Source organism: Secundilactobacillus angelensis (assembly GCF_012641075.1).
GTDB classification, from domain to species: domain Bacteria; phylum Bacillota; class Bacilli; order Lactobacillales; family Lactobacillaceae; genus Secundilactobacillus; species Secundilactobacillus angelensis.
In genome coordinates this window covers 45,137-69,037 of sequence record NZ_JAAXLJ010000013.1, presented here as the reverse complement: position 1 = coordinate 69,037, position 23,901 = coordinate 45,137, and the positions used below count along the sequence as shown (strand labels likewise).

Sequence of the window (23,901 nt, the reverse complement as noted above, 5' to 3'; positions counted from 1 at the left end):
TAGCGAAATTGACTTCGCAAATTACATTTGATATCAGCCGAAGCTGATATACCCTGCACATTTGTGAAACAAAACTTTGTTCAGTTTTCAAAGGTCTACTTTGATTACTAGTTGCCTTTCGACAACTATTAAATCATATCATGTTGACGTAATTCTTGTCAACGCTTTTTTATAACTTTTTTGAATAGTTATTCAAGAAAAGTCAGCTGTCAGAGCTGTTATCTCTTTGACAACGATAACTACTATACCAGCTATCTAAAACAAGGTCAACACCCAAAAGCAACTTTTTCAAAAAATACGTTTAGTTTTGTCAAAACGCCACTTTTGAGCTCTATCATTCTATTTTACATAGGTTCACCCATGTGATGCAACTATATTTTCCTTACAGCTGATTCTCGCGTAAGAAACACAGCCAACCCTATGCATTTATATAGAAAGTCTCAATCCATTTTATACTGAAAAGCATGAATTCTGCCTGCTTCAAACTGCAGGATCAACTTTCACACAAAACAAAAACGGTCAGATCACAATCCCAATGGACTGATAATCTAACCGTCTTTTTATCTATACTATTTCATTCAATACTGCCAATTATTCTTCTGGACGCATTGTTGGGAACAATAACACATCCCGAATTGATTCAGCATCCGTTAACAGCATAACCAAGCGGTCAATTCCGATACCGAGTCCACCGGTTGGCGGCATCCCGTATTCCAAAGCTTCAATGAAGTCTTCATCAATACCTTCAGCCTCATCGTTACCTTCAGCACGTTCCTCAACCTGTGCTTCAAAACGCTGACGCTGATCAATAGGATCATTCAGCTCAGTAAAGGCATTCGCAAATTCATTACCAACAATGTACAACTCGAAACGATCGGTAAATCGTGGGTCGTCAGGGTTCTTCTTGGCCAATGGTGAAATTTCAACTGGGTGACCATACACAAAGGTAGGCTGATCCAGCTTAGGCTGTACCAGTTCCTCAAAGAAGGCATTGATAATATGACCAACTGCCCAGTAATTCTCATAATGAATACCATGGTCCTCAGCCAATTTACGAGCATCTTCAACACTCATCTTAGGCCAGAAGTCCACACCAGTATATTGCTTAATCGCATCTACCATATGAATCCGAGCGAAATCCTTCTTCAAGTCAATTTCATTGCCCTGATAGCTAATGACACCATCTTCAGTCACTGCTTTGGCAGCTGCTTTAATAATGCCTTCAGTTTCATTCATCACGTCATGGAAATCGAAATAGGCCACATACGTTTCAAGCATGGTAAATTCAGGGTTATGCCGTGTATCCATTCCTTCGTTCCGGAAAACTCGACCAATCTCATAAACACGTTCCATCCCACCAACAATCAGACGCTTCAAATGAAGTTCCAAAGCAATCCGTAAGTATAAATCGATGTCCAACGCATTATGATGTGTAATAAATGGCCGTGCATTAGCACCACCAGCTTGATTATGGAGCACTGGTGTTTCCACTTCAAGAAAGTCATTGCCATCCAAATAACTGCGAACAGCCGTAATAATCTTGCTGCGCTTCTTAAACCGATCAAAGCTTTCTGGATTAGAAATTAAATCCAGGTAACGTTGCCGATAGATTTGTTCCTTGTTCTGCAAACCATGGAATTTATCAGGTAATGGCCGTAGTGCCTTTGAAAGGAACGTTAACTTAGTTGCCCGAATAGTCAGTTCGCCCATGTCAGTCTTAATGATGTCCCCTTCAATACCAAGGTGGTCACCAATATCTGAGCGTTTGAAGATATGGTAAACTTCATCACCCAAAATATCTTTCCGGACATAAATCTGTATTTTACCGGTGCGGTCTTGTAGATCAGCAAAACCAACTTTACCTTTACCACGTTTAGAAACCATCCGACCCGCAATCACTGCGGTCTTATGCATGTCATTGAGCTCATCCTTATCATCATCACTGAATTGCTTATGCAGTTGTGCTGCTAAGTATGTTCTTTCAAACCGATGACCAAAGGGATCAATTCCTTCTTCGCGCAGTTCGTTCATCTTCTCGCGACGAACTCGTAGTTGGTCATTCATTTCTTTATCTTTTCCAGCCACACTAATACCTCCATCTTATAATAACTAGTCCGTTGTTAATTTTGACAACCCTCAATAAAAAAAGCAAGCTCTTTTGCCTGCTTTTTTAAAATTATCGGCCGTTAACTAATAGAGCTGACAATTTTTCAAGGAATGCATCAAAAATATCGTTCATTTCCTGTTCTGACTCAGCGTTATTCAAGGCTGCCTTAGTCCGAGCAGAATGTGAAATACCTTTTAAATAATAAGCGGCTTGGCCACGGAACTCACGTGGGCCAACGTAATCACCCTTTAATTCAACTAACCGGTGTAAATGTTCCTTAGCGGTTTGAATCTTCTTTTCTGGTGTTGGTTCTGGTAACAATTCACCTGTCGCCAAATAGTGCTCAGTTTGTCGAAGCATCCAAGGATTACCCATAGCAGCACGACCAATCATGACAGCATCTGCACCGGTATGGTCCAGCATCCGTTTAGCATCTTCAGCTGAGCGAACGTCACCATTGCCCATGAACGGAATGGTCAACTGATCAGCAACTTCCTTTAAAATATCCCAGTCAGCGTGACCCGTATACAACTGTTTACGAGTCCGACCATGCATCGCCAACGCTGATGCGCCCGCGCGTTGTGCCGCTAGAGCATTCTCTACGGCATAGATGTGCTTGTCATCCCAACCAGTTCGCATTTTAACCGTTACTGGTTTCTTCACGGCGTCCGTAACGTATGACACCATCTCATACACTTTGTTTGGATCCAGCAACCACTTGGCACCTGCATCAGTCTTAACGACTTTATTGACTGGGCAACCCATGTTGATATCAATAATATCCGCTGCGGTATTTTGATCAACGAATTTTGCTGCTTGAACAAGTGTTTCCTTTGTACCGCCAAAAATTTGAATACTCATTGGGTGTTCGCTAGCATCCACAAACATCATATCTAACGTTTTTTGATTGTGATACATGATCCCGCGATCAGAAATCATCTCACACACCACGAGTCCCGCACCAAATTCCTTACAAATGACGCGAAAAGCGGAGTTGGTCACCCCTGCCATCGGCGCGACAACGACTTGGTTGGCTATTTTAACGTCGCCAATTTGCCATTCCATATGCTCACCTCTTAAAATTTTTTCTCTAACTTAATTTCTGCGTTAGCTATCATAGCACATTCTGGTAATCCCTGGCTACCAGCATGAGGTGAATTACATGGAAGCTAAAATTGCCTTCAGCTCATCTTCACTAAATTCATACTTATTTTTGCAGAAATTGCAGACCGTCTCTGCATGATGATCTTCATCAATAATCTGTTGCAGCTGGTTTTTAGAAATGCTTGCCAGTGCTTTGCTAAACTGTTCTTTTGAGCAATCACACTTAAAGGAGACTGGCATATTGTCCAGAATCTTGACGTTCTTTTCGCCAAACAATAAATTAAGCATATCTTCAGGTTTCTGACCATCAAGAAGCAATTCTGAAACCATCGGCACTTCCTTCAAGCGTTTCTCCAAATGACTAATGGCTTCATCCTTTGCACCTGGCATAACTTGTACCAGAAAACCACCTGCAACCTGAATACTATTGTCATCGTTAACAAAGACCGACACCCCAACTGCAGATGGAATTTGCTCTGATTGCGCCAAGTAATAGGTAAAGTCGTCTCCAATTTCACCAGAAGCTAGTGGCACTTGGCCAGTATACGGCTTGTCTAACCCAAGATCCTTGGTAACTGAAAGTGACCCTTCAACACCAACTGCTTTTGCGACATCGATCTTGTGACGTTTATTAAGTGGCAAATTAACGTGAGGGTTTTGTAAATATCCCTTAACCGTTCCATTGGCGTTCCCATCAACAACGATACCGCCAACGGGACCACCGCCGTTAATCCGGACGGTCAAAGTATCATCGCCCTTTAGCACTGAAGACGACAGCATCAAAGTGGCAATGAGCGTCCGGCCAAGAGCAGCTGAAGCAGCGGACCAAGTATCGTGGCGCTGCTGAGCTTCGCGGACTAATTCGGTTGCGTCAACGGCATAAGCGCGAAATTGACCGTCATCAACAACGCTTTTAAGTAAATAGTCTGACATAATTTCCTCCTAAAAGAATTTCTAGAGTAGTATAACACAAGGTGTGAAAGCTGACGATTAGAGAGCGGAGTGTAAGACGCTTTGGGCAAAAATCCCGGACTTGGATTTATGCCGGAAGTGCCTTGCATGCAGTTCTCTGTCAGCTGAAACCCGATTAAACAAGGTGCGCCTAGAAAGCGGAGTGGAGTGGTGAAATCGGAGAAATCCCGGGTTTGGTTTTATACGGTTTTACGACTCCATGAAGCTCTCTGTCAGCCGTAACCTAATTAGGCTCTGTTCCATCAAAATCCCAACCCCACAAAAAAGCGCAAGCCCAAGGCCTGCGCTTTTCATCAATTCTAAACTTCGCTGTCATCCGAATGATCAGATTGATCATCAGCATGCGGTTGGTTTGAATCACCTGAGTCGGAATCAATTGACTCTGAAGTTTGATCACTATCTGAATCAGACTGAGGTGCATCTGAAGATTCAGTAGTATCTGCTTTATTCTCATTCTTAGCTAAAATTTTGGCTTGTCGTTCAGCTTCACGCCGTTCGAGTTCACGCTTGGATTGTTCAAAGGTAGCAGCTTTTTCGCTTGGAAATTCACTGTCACTCTTTGTATCAGGCATTTTCCCAGTATTATAAAGACTGAGAATTTGCTTTTCATCCAAGGTTTCGTACTTCAGCAGTGCTTCAGCGATAATCTTATGTTGTTCACGGTGTTCAGAAAGAATCTTCTTGGCAGTCTCATGAGCCTCATTGGTCAAGCGACGAACTTCCTCGTCAATGGCCGCAGCGGTCTCCTGTGAATAAATTGGTGCTTGTCCATAGGCGGCTGCCTGTTGACTGTTAGCACTTTCCAATGCAACCGTGCCAAGCTTCTCACTCATTCCGTACTGGGTAACCATCGCCCGTGCGATTTGAGTTGCCTGCTCGAAGTCATTTGATGCGCCAGATGATTCGGAGTGGAAGATCAACTCTTCAGCTGTTCGACCACCCATCAGGCCTGCCATTTGCTCCTCAGCATCCTTCTTACTCATCAGCATCTGATCTTCACGAGGTAGCATAATAGCGTACCCGCCTGCACGACCACGAGGTACAATCGTTACTTTATGAACGACTCGTGCATCGTTTAAGACCAAACCAACTATCGTATGGCCGGCTTCATGATAAGCAACGGTTTCCCGTTCCTTCTTACTGATAACTCGGTTACGTTTAGCAGGTCCAGCAATGACACGATCTTCAGCTTCATCGATATCAGAGGCATCAATCTGTGTCTTATTTCGACGAGCAGCCAGCAGTGCACCTTCGTTTAACAGGTTTTCAAGATCGGCACCGACAAACCCTGGAGTTTGCTTGGCGATTTCCTTTAAGTCGACATCACTGGCTAATGGCTTGTTACGTGAGTGAACCTTCAAAATAGCTTCACGGCCGTTAACATCTGGACGGCCAACCAAAATCTTCCGGTCGAAACGACCCGGACGAAGCAAGGCTGGATCCAAAACATCTGAACGGTTGGTAGCCGCCATAACAATGACACCTTCGTTACCAGTAAAACCGTCCATTTCAACCAGCAATTGGTTCAGGGTTTGTTCACGTTCATCATGACCGCCACCCATACCAGCACCACGTTGACGACCCACGGCATCGATTTCATCAATGAAGATAATGGAAGGCGCGTTCTTCTTAGCTTGATCAAACAAGTCACGAACACGGCTAGCACCAACCCCAACAAACATTTCAACGAAATCTGAACCGGAGATTGAGTAGAACGGTACACCAGCTTCACCGGCAACCGCCTTAGCAAGTAAGGTTTTACCAGTACCAGGAGGCCCCTCTAGTAACACACCAGATGGTATCCGAGCGCCTAATGAAACGAACTTGCGCGGATCTTTCAAGAACTCGACAACTTCGACCAGTTCTTGTTTCTCCTCTTCCTCACCAGCAACATCAGTAAAGCGAACTTTGTTTTCTTTACTGTCCGTTGGCTTTGCTTTGGATTTACCAAAGTTCATGACCTTGCCATTCCCGCCACCTTGGCCGGCCTGACCCATCATCATGTAGAAGAAGAAAATGAACGCGAGAAGAGGCAAGACGTAAACTAATAAGTTTACCCAAAAGCCGCTGGACTCCTCAGGCTTCGTATTCATCTTAACGTTATGATCCCTTGCATAACGCGTTACTTCAGTGACACTGGAGTTGTTTTGCAACATCGCGGTGGTGAAGTTTGTCACCTTAGAGCTGGTATTGCCACCTAGGGTAAAACCAGTCTGGGTCTTAGCCTTTTGAGCTGTCCGATACTCACCGGTAACTTTGTATACGCCACCAGAAGGTTGAACGGAGAAGTTCTTTACGTTGTTATCTTTCAGTTGTTGGATAAACTCGCTGGATTGAATTTCTTGGGACTGCGAGCTTGAGTTATTTCCTTGAAAGAAGTAAATAACACCCATGACCAACAAGAAGATCACAATGTAGAAAAGACTATTTCGAAAAAGCCCATTTCTTCGATTGTTCATTTAGTGCCTCCTTACTTCGATTCCCGATTAATTGGGAACGAAACTGAGGGACGATTCCCCCCGTTGATAAAAATCATATTATCACATTTGACCTTATTTGACTAATGTTTTATTCGAAAATTTGACCTTTTTTGACCAATTCTCTAATTGGCATAAACTTCGGGTTTTAAAACACCAACATACGGCAAATTTCGGTAGTATTCAATGTAGTCCAGTCCGTAGCCAACCAGGAACTCATTGGGAACGTTAAAGCCCACATAATCCGCTTTAGCTTCAACTACTCGGCCTTCAGGTTTATCGAGCAGCGTGCAAACCTTCAATGACTTAGGATTTCGCTCTGATAAACGATCCCGCAAGTACGCCAGTGTCCGACCGCTATCTAAAATATCTTCAACCACAATGACGTCCCGACCACTGATATCAGTATCAATATCGTGAACTAAAGTGATTTCACCGGTTGAAGAGGTGCCACCATGGTAACTGGAAACGTCGATGAAATCGATGTCAGCCAGAAAATCCAGCTCGCGCAAAAGGTCGGTCATGAAGAAGATAACGCCCTTTAATACACCGATGAACAGCGGATTTTTGCCCGCATAGTCCCGGGTAATATCAGCTCCCAAACGTTGACAAGCAGCCTTAATGTCGTCTTGGCTGTACAAAACACGCTCGATATCGTTATTCATTCAAATTCTCCTCTAATCAGATTGTTTTAAAACAAGTTCGTAGTTTGGTTCAGTATAATCACGAGCACTACGCTGCAGTCCTATCAACCACAGGACCTCGCCATTGGCGGTCACGACCACAGATTGCTGTTGTCGCTTTGACACCGGTATTTTATGATCGATCAAAATTCGCCTGATGGTCTTATGGCCGCCGCCAACAAGTTTAATCCGGTCATTCGGTTGTGCGGTTCTGACCCGCAACGGCATCTCAAACGGCTGCAACTGAAGTAACATGTGTCCCGCAGCGTTTTTGTTAACGGTTTTCACTGGTACAAGACGTGCTTGTAACCCCCGTGATAACTGAACCCACTGGTTAGATATTACCACAATTCTATCCGCCGGTTGGCTAAATGGGGGAACTTTTAATTCCGATTTAATCGAAAAGCGATCATAGGCTTTTTCGAGGTGTTTAGATGCCGCTAAATTAAGCTCAGCGGTTGGCTTTTTTTGATTATTCAGCAACTGACTCGTTTCATCCAAATAGGAATCAGTAACAGGTAACTCTGCGTCTTGAAAAATCATGCTGAGAACTGCCCGTTTTTGCACAGCGGTGAGTCCCTGCCAGAGACTGACACTGTATGACTCGTCATCTCTCCGGATTTGCGTAAGTAGTTCTACCGTCCGTTCGTTGGCCAACTGTAGTGCTGCAATCAACTGCGTCGAATAGTTCTGAACGTGCTTCAGAAAAGCGGGATTTTCTTGTTTGAGTGCAGGCATCAGCTGGTGCCTAATCCGATTCCGGAAGATGTCGTCTACCTGATTAGTTTCATCTTCATACCATTGTAAATGGCTAGTCTCAGCATAGGCTCTGATTGCCTGTTTGCTAAAGGGTAATAAGGGTCGAATAAGCAGGCCATTCTCAAAGGGTTGCTCGGGCAAAATACCCTCCAGTTGCGATAATTGCCCACCCCGAACGAGCTTCATTAAAACCGTCTCCGCCTGATCGTCTGCGTGGTGAGCAGTCAGCAAAATTTCGGCATGGTATTTTCGCATCACATCAGCAAAAAAGTCATATCGAAATTGCCGAGCTGCCGCCTCTATTCCCGTTTGTGGGTGTTCCTCAACTGACCAACGGGTAACGGCTAATTGAATCTGGTGTTTCGAACAGTATTCTCTAATAAACTGCTCTTCAACTCGACTTTGCGCTCGTAGCTGATGGTTCACGTGTGCAACCACCAGTTTGGGTCGTACACTATCAGGTAACTGCTCCATCAAAGTCAACAAGAGCATGGAATCGACCCCAGTAGAGACAGCCACAATCACAGTTTTGCCAGCATCAAAGCACCCAGTCGACGCCAATCGTGATTTAAATTGTTTCGCAATGTTCATCTTGTATCCCTCTTCAATAAAAAAGAAGTGTCCTTTACAAAACGGCTATTTTGCAAACGGACACTTCGGTTTAATTATTATCGAATTTATTAGCTTCGACGGCCGCCACGACCACCGCGTTTACCTTCAGTATTACGCTTAAGTGTTGCTAACCGGTCTTCACTTTCCTTAAGAAAGCCAGACATTAAGTCATCGAAACTCTCCTTATGGTTTGAATTCGAGTGGTTACTATTGTTTCGGGGGTGTCCACCACCGTTGTTGTTGCTGCTACGATAATGGCTATTACCGCCACTGTGGTGATTACTATTACTTTCGTGACGCTCATGATCATGATGCTCGTGTTCAGAGTGGCCTTCAGGTTTATCCTGAGCCTTACGGATCGATAATGCTATCTTACCATCATCACCGATGTTTAGAACCTTTACTGTCACCTCGTCGCCGATACTCAAGACATCATGAATATCCTTTACGAAGCCATCTGAGACTTCACTGATGTGCACCAATCCGGTCTTATGATCGCCTAAATCAATGAACGCACCAAAATTCGTGATACCTGAAACTTTACCAGCAACTTTTGCTCCAACCTCGATTGCCATAAACAAGAATTTCCTCCTTAAATTTGTAATAATAGTATAGCACATTTCTTGTCAAACAAGCCTGAACATAGCGCGAATATTTAATCAAAATCTCATCTCAAACATAAAAATGAAGCTGGACACAAGTTCACACTTGAAACCAGCTTCATTTTAGTTCTCAACTGACCTCTACTTCGCCGTCACATCATTTGCCTTATCATTAGGAAGACTATAAATCGTTTCTCCTGACTTGGCATAATAGTACTTTGAACGAATGAGATTTTCTAAATAATTCTTATTATTCAAAAGTTTCACATGTTCATTCAGATTCTGATGGGTTTGCTTCACCCGCGTCAGTTTTTGCTGTTGACGTGTAATTTGGACGTTAGTTTGGCTCATTGTATTTTTAGCCTGTACAATCTTAAAACCTAACACGAAAAACGCCAAACAAAAGCCGCTAATAATGATCAAAGCACGTTTTTTGCGCTGTTTGCTCAACACTGCTCGGTGCGTGCTTTTATTCACTTCTCTTGTGTATTGATTATCAAGCTGCGTAATATTCGATTGTTTTGCCATTTTAACGCCCCCCACGCCAATATCCTCATATTAAAAGTATATCAACGTTCAATGGGGTTGTCTATGAGATTTAAAGCGGATTCACCGAATGTCACATAACTGTAACAGTACAAAACTGAAACTAAGCGGTTAAAACGCAGAACGTAACAAATGACTCATTTACCTTCATTCGTTACGGTAATCCTTCTCGTAATCCTCACTGACGATCTTAAACATGTTTTCAGCATCCTGCTTTTTGGTTGTCTCTAATAACTGCAGCACCTGAACAGTGAGTGTTTTGTTACCGAATTTAATGACCAGGACGTCATTGGGCGACACATCGGTGGACGATTTAGCCACCCGGTCGTTAATCGTGATTCGGCCCTGATCAGCAATCTCTTTAGCAACGGTGCGTCTTTTAATAATGCGTGATACCTTCAAAAATTTATCTAGTCTCATTTTGAGCCTCCAGAATTTACTTATTTAACCAACGTAACAGGTGTTCGGCGTGGGGAAGCAGCAGCCACTCACGCAGCGATAGTAATTTTAATTTTAACGCTAATGATACGAAGATGACTACGCCAACGAGAATCCCTAAGGCTGCATCGGCCAACGCCGTCATCCGTGGTGACCAGGCAGCTGTCAGCCAGTTACCCACCGGGATAATCAATCGAACTGCTATGAGCATGACTAGCGAAATTAAAACCAGTTTCGGCAAAAAGCCGTGCTTAAGAGCTCTCAACTGTTCTTTTCGTAACTGTCGCATCAAAAAACCGGTCATGAGTAATAATGCCAACACCGTTATCCAACTAGCGCCAATGGCTCCAAAATGAATCACCGCCCACTGATTCAAAAGCACTTTAACAACTAATCCCAGCGTTAATCCCGCAATTGTGACGGCAAATTGATTCAAACTCTGTAGAATACTGTTATCAATCATAATCAAAGTTGCAAAAATAATGCTCAGAACATACACCGATAACACCGCATTACCTTGCTGATTACCAAATAATAACACGTTGACCTCTGGCATCAACGCGATCAAGCCAACAGCAGCGGCGGTAGCAATAGCCAGACTCATTCTGATCACCGTATTGGCTTGCCGAACAAACTGCCGATGCGTCCCGTGTACGAGTGATTCTGTCAGTGAAGGTAACAGTGAGGAAGAAAATGAAGTGGCAACCACGAGACCTAATTGCACGAGTGGTTGTCCCCGGTCATAGACCCCTTTAATGGACTTGGCGATTAACGGTGGCGTGCCTTGCATCATCAATCCTCGCATCACCGTAAATGAATCCACTAGCTGCAACAAGACCATCATGGACGCGAACAAACTGATCGTCCCGCCTTCAATTAACAACCGCTTGACCAACACACCATAACTAGTGTCCGACGTCACGAGTTGTGCAGACGGCTTCAAAAATTTCAACTGATGCTGCCAAACATAATATAGCATGACTGCTGAGGCAAAGATTGCCGCAATGGGCGCACTGCTCATAGCCCATTTACCCATTTGATAAACGTTCCAGTGATGTTTCATCGCCCAGTAGGCCACGCACAGAATCACGCCTACCCGGATAGCTTGCTCAACCAGCTGGGATAAAGCCGTGGGTCGCATCTCGTATTGGCCCTGAAAATAACCACGGCTCACGGCCAAAAATGGTGAAAACAAAAATAACCAACTCACGGATCGAATAATCGGGGTTAAGCCGGGATCACCCATTGCCCCAGCAATAGGTAACGCAAAGACTTGCAGTCCCAAAAACACCACTAATGAGAAACCAGCTAAAATAATGAAGATTCTGGAAATCAACGACCGCTTAACTTCACCGCTATCACTTTCGGCCACCAATTTAGAAATAAACATTGGTAGGCCACTCAGCGCGAAGGTCATCCCGATTCCATAAATAGGATAAATTTGTTGATACACGTAAAAACCGGTGTTGCCGACCATGTTCTGGAAGGGAACCCGATATATTGCACTCAAAATTTTTGCAATCAACGATGCCACCGAAAGTAAAAGTGCACCTTGCATCACTGTTTTCATCGTTTTACGTTGCATAATCCACCTATTTTGTCGTTGCCTCAGCAGCCATTTCACTTAGTGCCTTCACAAATTGATCCAGTTCATCCATCCAATTCTTAGGCGTCATCTTAGGCTGAATGACCAACTTAACAACTAATTTATCATTAGACAAGCCCACACTTGCCTTCAACTTGGTATCGGATAGCGCCTTAAACACGTTTTCACCGCTGAACCGTTCCGTTCCCTTACTTGAGAAGGTGACTTCAATCTGGTCTTTAATGCGGTGAATCTTTTCAATCAATGCGTCATCCGCTTGAAGTTTCACCTGACTGATTGCCAATAAGTTTGTCACTTCAATTGGATATTCACCAAACCGATCAATTAAGTCATCCTGAACTTCAGTGATGTCATCTGGTCCTTCAATCTGGCGAATTCGCTTATACATTTCGATTTTTTGCTGCTGATCACCAATGTACGTATCTGGGAGGTAAGCTTCTAGGCCAAGTTCAACTGTCGTGTCAGTCTTTGGCTTAGCCTTTTTACCCTGCTTCTTCGAGACTGCCTCTGTCAGCATTTGAGTATACAAATCATACCCCACCGAATCAATAAAGCCACTTTGCTGCTTACCCAGCAAGTTACCTGCCCCACGAATTGACAGGTCTCGCATGGCAATTTTGAACCCAGAACCTAATTCGGTAAAGTCTTTGATGGCCTCCAACCGTTTTTCACTCACTTCTGTCAGCACCTTGTTCGGCTGATACATAAAGTAGGCGTAAGCCACCCGGTTGCTTCGGCCAATTCGACCACGCAACTGATAGAGCTGTGACAATCCCATATGATCAGCATCTTCAACAAACAGCGTATTGGCGTTTGGAATATCCATCCCGGTTTCAATAATCGTCGTGGTTACCAGCACATCGTATTCACCACGAATGAAGTCGTATAAAATACCTTCCAGCTGCGCTTCAGTCATCTGTCCGTGAATATAGGCCACTTCAGCATCCGGCACTAGCGCTTTGATCTGACTGACCGTCTCTTCAATGTCGCCAACCCGATTATGCAGGTAAAAGACTTGACCACCACGCTGCATTTCACGCCGAATACCATCCTGAAGCGCGCCGGCGTTTTGTTCCATCACATAGGTCTGAATAGGAAACCGGTTTGCTGGTGGGGTTTCAATAACGGAAAGGTCTCGAACACCAAGCATTGACATGTGCAACGTTCTTGGAATTGGCGTGGCAGTTAACGTCAAAACATCCACTTGTGACTTCATCTGCTTCAGCTTCTCCTTATGCTTTACACCAAACCGTTGCTCCTCGTCGACTAACAAAAGGCCAAGATCTTTAAACTTCACGTCTTTAGATAATAAACGATGTGTGCCAACGACCACGTCAATACTGCCGTCCTCTAGGCCATGGATAATCTGATGAACTTCTTTAGTCGTCTGGAACCGTGACAGGATTGCTACATTGACGGGGAAACCTTCGAAACGGTTGGTCATGGTATCGTAGTGTTGTTGTGCCAAAATCGTCGTGGGCACCAAGAAAGCAACTTGCTTACCAGCTTCAATTGCCTTAAAAGCGGCTCGTAATGCCACTTCGGTTTTACCGTAGCCAACGTCACCAACTAACAGGCGATCCATTGGTTTGTTTTTTTCCATGTCATGCTTTATTTCTTCAATACTGCGTAATTGGTCGGGTGTTTCGGAATACGGAAACTCATCATCGAACTCTTTTTGATAGCTGTCATCACGAGGGAAAGCATAACCCTTTTCTGAATCCCGCTTAGCATAGAGTTCAATCAAGTCGTCAGCGATATCTTCAATCTTAGCGGCGACCTTCTTCTTCGTCTTGGCCCAGTCGGCACCACCAAGTTTGTTAATATGCGGTTTCTTATCTTCTGACGAAACGTATTTTTGAATCAGGTTGAGTTGCGTCACCGGAATGAAAAGTTTGGCATCACTCTGATAAGCAATTGTCATGTAGTCTTGGTGAACACCGTCCACTTCTAGCGTCTGCATCCCCTCAAAGCGACCGATCCCGTGGTTAACGTGAACCACGTAGTCACCTGGTTTCAAGTCTGTATACGACTTTAACCGTTCAGCGTTTTGCATCGTTTGCCGACGACGATGATGTTTCGTCACCTGCTTGAACATTTCCGATTCGGTAATGATCACTAATTTAGCATCCGGTAACTCGAAGCCGCTTTGACTAGAATCCGGAATAATTTGGACCACGCCGGGTTGGATATCACTGGCTTTTGTCATCACGGCATTGATACCGAAATCATCCAGCGTCTGTGACACCTTGTTCAATCGTTCCTCGTTTGCCATCATCATCACGACGGTTTGCTTAGATGCCTGCCAGCGGTTGATTTCCTGCTTCAATAAAGGCATCTGGCCAAAGAACTGTTGCATCGCTCGCGTTTTGATTTCAACCAATTGATCAAAACGCATGTTACCCATGCCCTTTTGGAAGAGCGCAAAGAACACCTCAGCGTGCTGGTCGCGTTTCAGTACGTCTTGAAAATGCAAGCCAAATTGCTGGTCACTAAAAACTTGATGAGCTCTTAGCTTATCAACCATCCAGTTTGCTTCATCCGTTTCCAGCTGCTTATTGGCATCCCGCAATCTCGGGTAATCATCAATCAGCAACAACCCGTTGTCGCTTAAATAGTCCAAGAGGTTCGTTTTGCCAAAAAAGTCGTTGGCAAACAATCTCAATTCAGCTGAAACATCCCCCTTGGTTAAAGATTCAATCAGGGGGGTGATGCTATTGGCTAATAAATCGCCATCATCATCGGATAGTTTTTTTCGTTCCTTGGCTAACTTCTTATTTAATTCGTCGGCCGCTGTTTGACGTTGTTCTGGTGTCATTAACATGTCGCTAACGGGATGAATGGTGACGGAATCCACATTTTCAACGCTTCGCTGCGTGCTGGCATCAAAATAACGTAATGAATCGATTTCAGTATCAAATAAGTCCACTCGAACGGGGTATTCTGTATCCAACGGGTAAATGTCGATAATCGACCCTCGAATGGCAAAATCGCCCGGAGCGTCAACCAGCTTTTGCCGGACATAACCCATCCGCTGCAGCCTTGCAGCAAGGTCTTCTAGGTCAACTTCACCATCGGTCTTTAGTGGGATTTGCGCCTGACTAAATAACTCAGGTTGAGGCAACTGTCGGCGCAAACCGGAAACTGACGTCACAATGACCGCTGGCTTTTGTTGCGTCAATGCACTTAACGCCTGAATCCGCTGACTTTGAAAATCGGGCGAACTGGTGGCAATTTCCGCTGCTAATAGCTCCTCAACTGGAAATTCATACAACTGATCATCAGTCAGTTGCCCGCTTAATTCGTCGGTCAGCTGATCGGCATGATACATCGTGTCAGTCACAAAAATCATCGGCCTTTGTTCCTTTTGCAACAGGGTCGAAATTAGCAGTGATCGAGCTGAGCCCGCAATGCCAGTCAATAGTGACCGGTGTGACCCATCAAAACCAGCAACTATTTTCTGATACTGTGGCATATTTGCAAAAAAATCTGCAAGTTGCACTTAACCTCACTCCTTAATTGTATTGATTCTCTAAATCGGGAATTGATTTCCCATCGACCCAATCAAATAATGCAGCAACCGCGTGGTCAGCTGCAACGTTGAAGTCGACTTGCTGTTCCTCCGTGAATTTGCCCAGAACGTAGTTGACCACCGTACTCTTTTGAGGGTGTTGAATGCCCACCTTAATCCGGTTAAATTCACTTGTTCCTAATGCTGCAATAATGCTTTTAATGCCATTGTGACCACCAGCAGAACCCTTTGGCCGAATCCGGATCTTTCCTAACGGCATGTCCATATCATCGTGAACCACGATTAAATCATCAATATCCAGTTTGTAAAAGTGCATCAATGCACCAACTGCCCGACCGGATTCATTCATAAACGTCGTGGGCTCAACGAGCATGACTTTTTCACCATTCACTTGGCCAGTCGCCAGTTTCGCTTCCATCTTCCGACTAGTAAACTCGAGCCCGGCCTTCTGTGCAAACTGCTCTACGACCATAAACCCAGTATTATGCCGGGTTTTCTTATATTGTGGCCCAATATTTCCAAGGCCAACGATCATCTTCATCTCTAAATTCGCTCCCTATTTCTCTTCGTCTATACATTAAAACATGCAAAATAGCTGAACGGTAGTCTCAACCGTTCAGCGTAAAAAATTCTTACGAACTAATTTATCACTCAATATCATGTCAAAGTATAGCATATGTCCCTCGCGGATGCATGCCATCTTACTCTGAAAGAAGTGGGTTAAGTTCAGCCATGTATTTGATCAGCCTTATTATAATCAGCTTATTATGAGTTTGTGCAATGAAAATTAACTAGTTGGTCTATCCTTTTAATAGTAGCAGTTCCGTACCACACCTGCTTTCACAAATCAGCCCAATGAAAGTTCCAATTTCATAATGTTAAACAGTTGTAAGCGCTTCCCATTTCATGATAAACTATCTTATGGTAACAGTTTAATATTCTGAAAGAGGTGGGTACTAATGACAAAGAGTCATCAAAAGGTTGTTCTTGTTGGCGACGGTGCCGTAGGATCGGCATACGCTTTTGCATTAATGCAACAAGGATTAGCTGAAGAACTGGTTGTTGTCGATGTCATCAAGGAACGAACCCGTGGGGATGCGCTTGATCTTGAAGATGCACAAGCATTTACAGCGCCCAAAAAAGTCTATTCAGGCGAATACAGCGACGCAAAGGATGCAGACCTGGTTGTCATCACGGCTGGCGCACCACAAAAACCTGGTGAAACCCGACTTGACCTCGTCGACAAAAACCTGAAAATTCTAAGCTCGATTGTCAAACCAATTGTGGATTCTGGTTTTAACGGGATTTTCTTAGTTGCTGCTAATCCAGTAGATATCCTGACATATGCTACCTGGAAATTCTCAGGTTTCCCAAAGAACCGTGTCATTGGTTCCGGAACTTCTCTCGATACTTCTCGTTTACGGGTTGCTATCGGTAAAAAACTCAACTTAGACCCACGTAGCATTGACGCCTACATTTTGGGTGAACACGGTGATACCGAATTTGCTGCTTATGATGAAGCGACAATTGGTTCGAAACCGCTTCGCCAAGTTGCAAAGGAAAATGGGATCACTGATGCAGATCTTGACGAAATTGAAGATCAAACCATGCATAAGGCATACGAAATTATTAACTCCAAGGGCGCGACCTATTATGGTGTTGCTACCAGCCTGATGCGGATCACAAAAGCAATCTTCCATGATGAAAATGCGATTCTGCCAGTTGGTGCAGCCTTAGATGGTGAATATGGTCTTGATGACATCTTCATTGGAACACCAGGAATTATTAACGCATCTGGCCTAGCTGGCGTCATTGAAGTACCACTAAGCGAAGCAGAACAAGCAAAGATGAAAGCATCTGCAGAGACTTTAAAGAAAGTTACGAAAGATGGTTTGGCAGCTCTCAATAACTGATAGCTCGCTAAAACACGCAGCATCAAGTCTGGCGCCTCCTATTTAGGGGGTGCTTTTTTGACTAAGATAAATTGAGTTTTGGCCGAATATGCCTTATCCTTATAGATGACCATAAGGAGGATCAGAACATGACACATCGTTCACGTTGGGTCTCCGCGGGCTTAACTGTAATTGCAATTCTTGCGATTGGTTACGGTTGGCGAACGGCCCATTATAATAGTCACTTCTTGAGCGACACCCAAATTGGTGGCATTCAAGTTGGTGGCCAGACCGCTGAACAAGCAGCCCAAACATTAAAAACAAAACTGTCTAATCAAACTTATACAGTCAAGGAACATTCAAAATCACTAGCTCAATTTACTTCACGTGAAGCCGGTGTGAAGGCTTATTCGACAACTCAGCTTAAACAAATGATTGCCAAGCAAAATGCGTTTAGTTGGCCAGCCCATATCATCAGCGCTTCAGCTGATGATAAACGACTGAGCGCTAGTGCACTAAACGATGCCGATTTAACCACTTTGGCAACTCGAATCGTGCAAACTGCGGGCACAAATCGGACGTCAACTCATAACGCCAAGCTGGCTTACAAAGGTCATCAATTTACCATTCAAAAACCAGTTTATGGGACTGAAGTTTCGCAAGCATCTGTTAAGTCTGCACTTGCAGATGCCATTGAAAAACACCAATCAACCATCAACTTGGCTCGGGCTTACGTCAAACCAACTGTAACTGAGAAGAGTAAGGCACTGGTCAAAGCGAAAAATCAGGCAGAAAAATTAGCTAAAAATCAGATCACCTATCACATTACCAACCACTCTATCAAAGTTCCAAGCGACACAATTGCCAGTTGGTTAACCAGCAAAAATGGCAAGATTGCTGCTTCAAATAGTAAAATTGAAGCCTATTTAACCAAACTAAGTTATCAGTATGGCACCATTCACAAGACTCGTCATTTTAAAGCTCACGATGGTAAAACAGTAAAAGTGCCAGCCGGTATCTATGGCTGGAGCATTAAAGTTGCCTCTGAAACGCCGATCCTTGCTAAAGCAGTTTTGGCTGGCAAGTCAATGACGCGAACACCAGTCATTCAAGGCACGGGCTACCACAAAGATGGTTCCGACCTTGGCAGTACCTACATCGAAGTTTCGAAGTCTGCTCAGCACATGTGGGTTCATAAGAACGGCAAAGTCATTATCTCCACGGCTGTTGTCACCGGTAAACCGGTTTCTGGAACTACGCCATCAGGGGTCTTTGACGTTTGGAGTAAGCAGCGAAATGCCACCTTGCGTGGAAAAAACGATGATGGTTCCAACTATGCATCACCAGTGAAATACTGGATGCCTATTGACAACACGGGTGTCGGCATTCACGATTCACCATGGCAACCTCGCTACGGTGGTAACTGGTATTTAACTCATGGCTCACATGGTTGTGTGAATACCCCGCCTTCTGTTGTTAGCAAAGTGTTTGCTGCGGTACCATTACACACACCGGTTGTCATTTATTAGTGATCCTGTAACAAACAGTATTTAAAACAAAACATGCCTATTTCAACGATCTTTGTTGGGATAGGCATGTTTACGTTAAACGACTGGAATTCGTGTTTGGACGCCCAATTTCTAGCAAAAGGCCAGTTCCTCGGCGGTTAAAGATAAGTAGTTCTCCATCGCCATTAACTTGTTATGCTGACCAGCAAAAATTCGGCGGATTTTAATTTACCAAATTGTTGTTTTTCCTTAATAACTCGGTATTCATATTGTTTATCGGGTAAATTTTATGTTATGATATTTTTAGTTTATTAGAGAGTTCTAATTATTAGGAGGTTACACTCAATGTTGTTGAAATCCTTGATTAAGCCCAAAGAGCGATTGGTGACAGTCCAAGAAAACGTCACTTTAGAAGAAGCTCTGAAGGTGCTTGAAGATTCCGGTTATCGCTGTGTACCAATTTTAGATGAAACCGGGACGATTTTCCGGGGTAATATCTATAAGATGCACATTTATCGACACAAATCTCGTGGTGGTGATATGCAACTGCCAGTGACGACGTTATTGAAAAACGCCACCAAGTTCATCAAAATCGACGCCGCGTTTTTCAACGTCTTTTTCTCAATCAAGGATCTTCCGTATATCGCGGTCCTGGATGCAGAAAATAAATTTTACGGTATCTTAACCCACACTCGATTAATGGATATGCTTTCGCAATCATGGAACGTCAACATTGGTTCCTACGTGTTAACCGTTGTTTCACCAGGTACTCGTGGCGACTTAGTTGGTATCGCTAAGATCATCACCAAGTACACCAACATCGCCAGCGTTATCAGCCTTGATGCCCAGGATGGTGAACTCGTTCATCGGATCATGTTCACCCTACCTGCTGATGTGGACAAGAATAAACTCGATCGCATTGTTCATGCATTAGAACGAAAAGAATTTAGAGTGCCAGAAATTGAAAATTTAAACAATGAAATCTAGTTGTTAAACGTCAACTTAGTATAAATAAACGAGTCTCATTCCGAATGCTAATCGGAACGAGGCTCGTTTGTTTTGGTTAAAAGTAATAGAATCAGTCGTACTCTAAATTATGTAAGTTAACAAAAATTAAGCTCGTTTATGCTGCTTATGGTCATTTTTCTTAGTTAAACCGATGCTCACTTCTAATGCGTGATCAACCTGTTGCATGGTTGCATCGTCTAACTGCGCCACGTGATCCTTCAATCGCTGCTTATCGATTGTGCGAACCTGCTCCAACAGAATCACCGAATCTTTTTCGATGCCTGTATGATGGGCTTTAATCGGCACGTGAGTTGGCATTTTGGGCTTAGATATTCTGGCCGTTATCGCAGCCACAATCACTGTAGGACTGTAATGATTACCAATATTGTTCTGAACGATCAATACCGGCCGGACACCACCCTGTTCCGACCCAACCACTGGGGATAAATCGGCATAGTAAATATCTCCCCGTTTGATCTCGTCATTCGCCATCCATTCATCCCCTGTCATTCGTCACTATCAGTTATGAATCCTCCTACTATAGCTGAGTGGCTTATTATTCGTAGCCGGTGATCAAAGATTCCGTCAGATCCGTTAAGCCGATAACAATCGGTACTTGAAAAGTTAATACTTAGACAACTTTCCCACTAATTATACTTAGTAAGTTATAACTTTCCTTGATAGACTCCTATTTCTCCGTTACTCATTCTTATAATTCTACCATTGCAATCATAAAAAAAGAACCCCTTGCCCGGTTTTGGTCAGGCAAAAGATTCGTACGAGTTACTTATAAGTTCGCTTCAAACGCTGTGTGAAACCGCAGGCAATTTCATAATGAATCGTACTGCAATAGTCTGCCACGTCCTGCAAACTAATTGTTTTTCCATGATTCTCACCAACTAATGTCACTATGGTTCCTACCGGATATTCGTGAGGTAATCGAATCATCATCTGATCCATGCAGACCCGGCCAATGATTTCGCAATACTCGCCGTTAACGAGCACATGAAAGCCTTGCAATCGTCTCTCATAGCCGTCTGCATAACCAATTGGTAACGTGCCTACCCACTCATCTTGTTGTGCAGTGTAGGTCGCACCGTAACTCACAGAATAACCTTTGGGCAACTCTTTGACAAACGTCATTTTGGTGGTCAAGCTCATGGCCGGTTTCAAATCAAATGGGACGGTCAATTCAGTGCCTGAAGGATTCAACCCATACGCCGCCACTCCGTAGCGAATCATATTGCCATTGCAAGCGTCGTGCCAAAGACTAGTGGCTGAGTTAGACACGTGAACATATTTTGGCCGGGTAGGTAAAACGGCCATGAAAGCTTCCCACCGGCCAATCTGCTGCTGAAAATAAGCGGTATCCGCAGAGTCGGCTTTGGAAAAATGGGTAAAGATCCCCTCGAAATCAAACTGGTTCTTGCCCTCAAGGTACTCAACGGCTTGGCTTAACTCTGCAGGGTGCTGAAATCCAATCCGTCCCATACCAGTATCTAGGGCTAAATGAACGGCTAATTGATGTGCATCAGCCAAATACCTTGTTGCTTCTTCCAACCACTGAATTGACCCAACAGTGGCCGAAATATGCTGAGCTGCCATTATATCGGCATACTGTGGTTCCATAATGCCCAATACTAAAATTGGCTGCATAAAACCAGCCTCTCGCAGCGTTAATGCCTCGTCTAAAATGGCAACACAAAAACCAGTGGCACCAGCTTTTTCCGCTACTCTGGCAACTTGGATGATGCCGTGACCATAACCATTAGCTTTAACAACTTGAAACAGCTCAACCCCGGGCTTTAGCCGGGACTTTTCAGTGGCAATATTTTGAAAAATAGCTGACTGATCAATGACCAACTGAGTCGGCCGATGAATACCAATTGTCATTTCACTGCATCTCCTTCTAGCAGAACTTGAGCCATCACTAATTCACGAGTGTGCGAGATTGAGACGAAGCCATGGCCATTAAATGGGTGTTTAACTAGTTCTGGCTTACCCGTAGCATCATCTAATATCTCCACATCTTGAAACGAAACCGCCACACCAATACCAGTTCCCAATGCCTTACTATAGGCTTCCTTAGCAGACCAACGACCAGCAAGAAATTCTGCGGCATGCTTTCCGCTTAAAGTCTGATACACCGCAGTCTCTTTTGGGGTCAGTACCTTCTTTACGAACCGTTCTTGATCGGATACCTCACAAATCCGGCTAATTTCTTCAATATCTACTCCAATTCCGTATATCAAGCCGTGGCCTCACTTTCGCACTGTTTTCGTGCTCTAATTTTAACACATTCACTTAGCTGGTAACATGATACCTACTCACGCTGAGTTGATGCATTTTCACTCGCTAATTTTTAATAAAAAAGACCAAAAAAAGATTCTTCAGCTCACTGACTGAAGAATCTCCATTTGTTTTAAAATTAGTCTTTTTTACGGATCGTAAAGCCGTGCTTGGTACCTGAACCAGCGCTGCTCTTACGACGATCACGACTACCACCATGATCCCGATGATCCTTGTTAGAACCACCAAAGCGACGGTGATTGTCATTACTCTTGCCGTAACGACGGTTGTTACCGCCACGACCATGGCCACCGCCATGACCGCCACGATAGTTCCGGTTACCGCCGCCACCCTTGTGACGAGGTAATGGCCGTTCTGGCGTAATCTTAACGGGTACTTGATTAGAGTTATCCTTGGTTAAGTCGTTCAAGAGTGCAGCAACTAAGTCCACTGCTTCGTACTGATCAAGCAGCTTCGAAGCAACGTCAGCGTACTTTTCAGTATCAGTCTTTTCAACCAAGTTCTTAACAGTCTCTTCAGCATTGCTTAATTGACCGTTAAAAGCTTCGGCTTCCGAAGGTGGCTTCAATGGCAACATCCGCACCTTAGTTAACTTCTCGATCTCACGCAAGTAATCCATTTCGTTTGGTGTCACGAATGTTAATGAAACACCATGGTGTCCGGCACGGCCAGTACGACCGACACGGTGCACGTAACTATCTGGATCTTGAGGAATATCGTAGTTAAAGACATGTGTCACATCTTCAACATCGATCCCACGAGCGGCAACATCGGTTGCTACTAAGATATCTAACTTACCGTGCTTGAAACGGTTTAAGATTTGTGAACGACTCTTTTGAGTCAAGTCACCATGAATTCCAGCAGCATTATAACCACGGGCTTCAAGGCCACGAGTAATCTCATCTACCCGACGTTTTGTCCGGGTGAAAACAATACTCAGGTCAGGTGCTTGGACATCAAACATCCGAGTCATGACATCAAACTTTTCGTAGTCCTTAGCACGGACGTAATATTGTTCAATTAAGTCAGTCGTTAATTCTTTTGCTTTGATCTTCACGTGAGTAGGATCGTGCATAAACTGCACACCAACACGCTTGATCTCTGGTGGCATTGTCGCCGAGAACAGCATGGTTTGCCGTTCAGTTGGCGTTGCCTTGATAATAGATTCAATATCGTCCAAGAATCCCATGTTTAACATCTCATCGGCTTCATCTAAGACCAGCATCTTAATGTGGTCTAACTTCACCGTCCGACGGTTCATGTGATCCAACAGACGGCCTGGTGTTCCGACTAAGACTTGGGGATGGTTCTTCAAGCTGTTGATTTGACGACGAATATCGGCACCACCGTAGACAACCTGAACCTTAGCATGTTCTTCTCGACCCAATTGGAAAATCTGTTCCTGGGTTTGAATCGCCAATTCACGAGTTGGTGAAATGACTAATGCTTGAACGTTGGGATCATCCCGGTCGATGTTTTGCAAAATTGGTAATGCGAAGGCCGCAGTCTTCCCAGTTCCTGTTTGTGCCTGACCGATAACGTCTTTACCTTCCAATACCATTGGAATGGTTTCTGCTTGAATGGGGGTTGCCTCCTCGTACCCGTTTCGTTCAACGGCTTCGAGTAAAGCTTTTGTTAACCCGAGTTCTGAAAACTTCAAATAAGTATCCTCCTAATAGGCTTTTACAAAGGAAATAAGACTATGAGAAATCCGTCTCGTGTTGCGTCTTATTTCCCGTTTTAAC

General features: G+C 44.1%; 19 protein-coding genes. 3 read left to right on the top strand and 16 right to left on the bottom strand.

What is annotated here, in order from left to right; translation table 11 throughout:
• Positions 1-591: 591 nt before the first annotated feature.
• From lysS to pth, 12 genes are all read right to left on the bottom strand, one after another.
• Positions 592-2,064, bottom strand: coding sequence for a lysine--tRNA ligase (gene lysS, locus HC026_RS08205; RefSeq protein ID WP_168925509.1), 1,473 nt, complete (start codon positions 2,062-2,064; stop codon positions 592-594).
• A gap of 112 nt (positions 2,065-2,176) precedes the next feature.
• A complete protein-coding gene (gene dusB, locus HC026_RS08200) occupies positions 2,177-3,172 on the bottom strand; it encodes a tRNA dihydrouridine synthase DusB (protein WP_168925504.1) in 996 nt (331 codons plus the stop codon).
• A gap of 93 nt (positions 3,173-3,265) precedes the next feature.
• Positions 3,266-4,144 (bottom strand): Hsp33 family molecular chaperone HslO, encoded by an 879-nt coding sequence (hslO, locus tag HC026_RS08195; RefSeq protein ID WP_168925503.1) that lies wholly within the window; start codon positions 4,142-4,144, stop codon positions 3,266-3,268.
• Positions 4,145-4,482: 338 nt separating this feature from the next.
• Positions 4,483-6,642, bottom strand: coding sequence for an ATP-dependent zinc metalloprotease FtsH (gene ftsH / locus HC026_RS08190; protein ID WP_168925502.1), 2,160 nt, complete (start codon positions 6,640-6,642; stop codon positions 4,483-4,485).
• Positions 6,643-6,785: 143 nt separating this feature from the next.
• Positions 6,786-7,325, bottom strand: coding sequence for a hypoxanthine phosphoribosyltransferase (gene hpt, locus HC026_RS08185; protein WP_168925501.1), 540 nt, complete (start codon positions 7,323-7,325; stop codon positions 6,786-6,788).
• 12 nt (positions 7,326-7,337) lie between these two features.
• Positions 7,338-8,693 (bottom strand): tRNA lysidine(34) synthetase TilS, encoded by a 1,356-nt coding sequence (gene tilS, locus HC026_RS08180; protein WP_168925500.1) that lies wholly within the window; start codon positions 8,691-8,693, stop codon positions 7,338-7,340.
• Positions 8,694-8,782: 89 nt separating this feature from the next.
• Positions 8,783-9,289: a S1 domain-containing RNA-binding protein gene (locus tag HC026_RS08175; protein WP_168925499.1), complete on the bottom strand. Its 507-nt coding sequence runs from the start codon at positions 9,287-9,289 to the stop codon at positions 8,783-8,785.
• 168 nt (positions 9,290-9,457) lie between these two features.
• The gene (locus tag HC026_RS08170; RefSeq protein WP_168925498.1) at positions 9,458-9,844 is read right to left on the bottom strand and encodes an FtsB family cell division protein; all 387 of its coding nucleotides are present in this window, start codon (positions 9,842-9,844) and stop codon (positions 9,458-9,460) included.
• A 165-nt stretch (positions 9,845-10,009) separates the two neighbouring features.
• On the bottom strand, positions 10,010-10,282 hold the full coding sequence (locus HC026_RS08165; RefSeq protein ID WP_168925497.1) for an RNA-binding S4 domain-containing protein: 273 nt from the start codon (positions 10,280-10,282) through the stop codon (positions 10,010-10,012).
• 16 nt (positions 10,283-10,298) lie between these two features.
• A complete protein-coding gene (locus tag HC026_RS08160) occupies positions 10,299-11,885 on the bottom strand; it encodes a polysaccharide biosynthesis protein (RefSeq protein WP_168925496.1) in 1,587 nt (528 codons plus the stop codon).
• 7 nt (positions 11,886-11,892) lie between these two features.
• Positions 11,893-15,408, bottom strand: a complete 3,516-nt coding sequence (gene mfd, locus HC026_RS08155) for a transcription-repair coupling factor (RefSeq protein ID WP_408640991.1) — start codon at positions 15,406-15,408, stop codon at positions 11,893-11,895.
• A 13-nt stretch (positions 15,409-15,421) separates the two neighbouring features.
• Positions 15,422-15,979, bottom strand: a complete 558-nt coding sequence (gene pth, locus HC026_RS08150; RefSeq protein WP_168925495.1) for an aminoacyl-tRNA hydrolase — start codon at positions 15,977-15,979, stop codon at positions 15,422-15,424.
• Positions 15,980-16,397: 418 nt separating this feature from the next.
• Between pth and HC026_RS08145 the strand changes: the two genes are divergently transcribed.
• From HC026_RS08145 to cbpA, 3 genes are all read left to right on the top strand, one after another.
• A complete protein-coding gene (locus HC026_RS08145) occupies positions 16,398-17,351 on the top strand; it encodes an L-lactate dehydrogenase (RefSeq protein WP_168925494.1) in 954 nt (317 codons plus the stop codon).
• 128 nt (positions 17,352-17,479) lie between these two features.
• Positions 17,480-18,859: a L,D-transpeptidase family protein gene (locus HC026_RS08140; protein ID WP_168925493.1), complete on the top strand. Its 1,380-nt coding sequence runs from the start codon at positions 17,480-17,482 to the stop codon at positions 18,857-18,859.
• A gap of 324 nt (positions 18,860-19,183) precedes the next feature.
• Positions 19,184-19,825, top strand: coding sequence for a cyclic di-AMP binding protein CbpA (gene cbpA, locus HC026_RS08135; RefSeq protein ID WP_168925492.1), 642 nt, complete (start codon positions 19,184-19,186; stop codon positions 19,823-19,825).
• A gap of 126 nt (positions 19,826-19,951) precedes the next feature.
• On the opposite strand, the gene HC026_RS08130 is transcribed toward cbpA, so the two are convergent.
• The 4 genes from HC026_RS08130 to HC026_RS08115 form a co-directional block, all read right to left on the bottom strand.
• Positions 19,952-20,338 (bottom strand): type II toxin-antitoxin system PemK/MazF family toxin, encoded by a 387-nt coding sequence (locus HC026_RS08130; protein ID WP_168925491.1) that lies wholly within the window; start codon positions 20,336-20,338, stop codon positions 19,952-19,954.
• Between the two features lie 291 nt (positions 20,339-20,629).
• On the bottom strand, positions 20,630-21,739 hold the full coding sequence (gene alr / locus HC026_RS08125; RefSeq protein ID WP_168925490.1) for an alanine racemase: 1,110 nt from the start codon (positions 21,737-21,739) through the stop codon (positions 20,630-20,632).
• On the bottom strand, positions 21,736-22,098 hold the full coding sequence (acpS, locus tag HC026_RS08120; RefSeq protein ID WP_168925489.1) for a holo-ACP synthase: 363 nt from the start codon (positions 22,096-22,098) through the stop codon (positions 21,736-21,738). The genes alr and acpS overlap by 4 nt, the downstream gene beginning before the upstream one ends.
• 176 nt (positions 22,099-22,274) lie before the next feature.
• Positions 22,275-23,816, bottom strand: a complete 1,542-nt coding sequence (locus tag HC026_RS08115; protein ID WP_168925488.1) for a DEAD/DEAH box helicase — start codon at positions 23,814-23,816, stop codon at positions 22,275-22,277.
• Between the last annotated feature and the right edge of the window lie 85 nt (positions 23,817-23,901).

Bases quoted from the DNA above. Each gene is read 5' to 3' on its own strand.
- HC026_RS08145 (WP_168925494.1), top strand. From the start codon at position 16,398: ATGACAAAGAGTCATCAAAAGGTTGTTCTTGTTGGCGACGGTGCCGTA.
- cbpA (WP_168925492.1), top strand. From the start codon at position 19,184: ATGTTGTTGAAATCCTTGATTAAGCCCAAAGAGCGATTGGTGACAGTC.
- ftsH (WP_168925502.1), bottom strand. From the start codon at position 6,642: ATGAACAATCGAAGAAATGGGCTTTTTCGAAATAGTCTTTTCTACATT.
- tilS (WP_168925500.1), bottom strand. From the start codon at position 8,693: ATGAACATTGCGAAACAATTTAAATCACGATTGGCGTCGACTGGGTGC.
- HC026_RS08175 (WP_168925499.1), bottom strand. From the start codon at position 9,289: ATGGCAATCGAGGTTGGAGCAAAAGTTGCTGGTAAAGTTTCAGGTATC.
- hpt (WP_168925501.1), bottom strand. From the start codon at position 7,325: ATGAATAACGATATCGAGCGTGTTTTGTACAGCCAAGACGACATTAAG.
- dusB (WP_168925504.1), bottom strand. From the start codon at position 3,172: ATGGAATGGCAAATTGGCGACGTTAAAATAGCCAACCAAGTCGTTGTC.
- hslO (WP_168925503.1), bottom strand. From the start codon at position 4,144: ATGTCAGACTATTTACTTAAAAGCGTTGTTGATGACGGTCAATTTCGC.
- lysS (WP_168925509.1), bottom strand. From the start codon at position 2,064: ATGAATGACCAACTACGAGTTCGTCGCGAGAAGATGAACGAACTGCGC.
- HC026_RS08130 (WP_168925491.1), bottom strand. From the start codon at position 20,338: ATGGCGAATGACGAGATCAAACGGGGAGATATTTACTATGCCGATTTA.
- HC026_RS08160 (WP_168925496.1), bottom strand. From the start codon at position 11,885: ATGCAACGTAAAACGATGAAAACAGTGATGCAAGGTGCACTTTTACTT.
- HC026_RS08165 (WP_168925497.1), bottom strand. From the start codon at position 10,282: ATGAGACTAGATAAATTTTTGAAGGTATCACGCATTATTAAAAGACGC.
- pth (WP_168925495.1), bottom strand. From the start codon at position 15,979: ATGAAGATGATCGTTGGCCTTGGAAATATTGGGCCACAATATAAGAAA.
- alr (WP_168925490.1), bottom strand. From the start codon at position 21,739: ATGACAATTGGTATTCATCGGCCGACTCAGTTGGTCATTGATCAGTCA.
- HC026_RS08140 (WP_168925493.1), top strand. From the start codon at position 17,480: ATGACACATCGTTCACGTTGGGTCTCCGCGGGCTTAACTGTAATTGCA.
- HC026_RS08170 (WP_168925498.1), bottom strand. From the start codon at position 9,844: ATGGCAAAACAATCGAATATTACGCAGCTTGATAATCAATACACAAGA.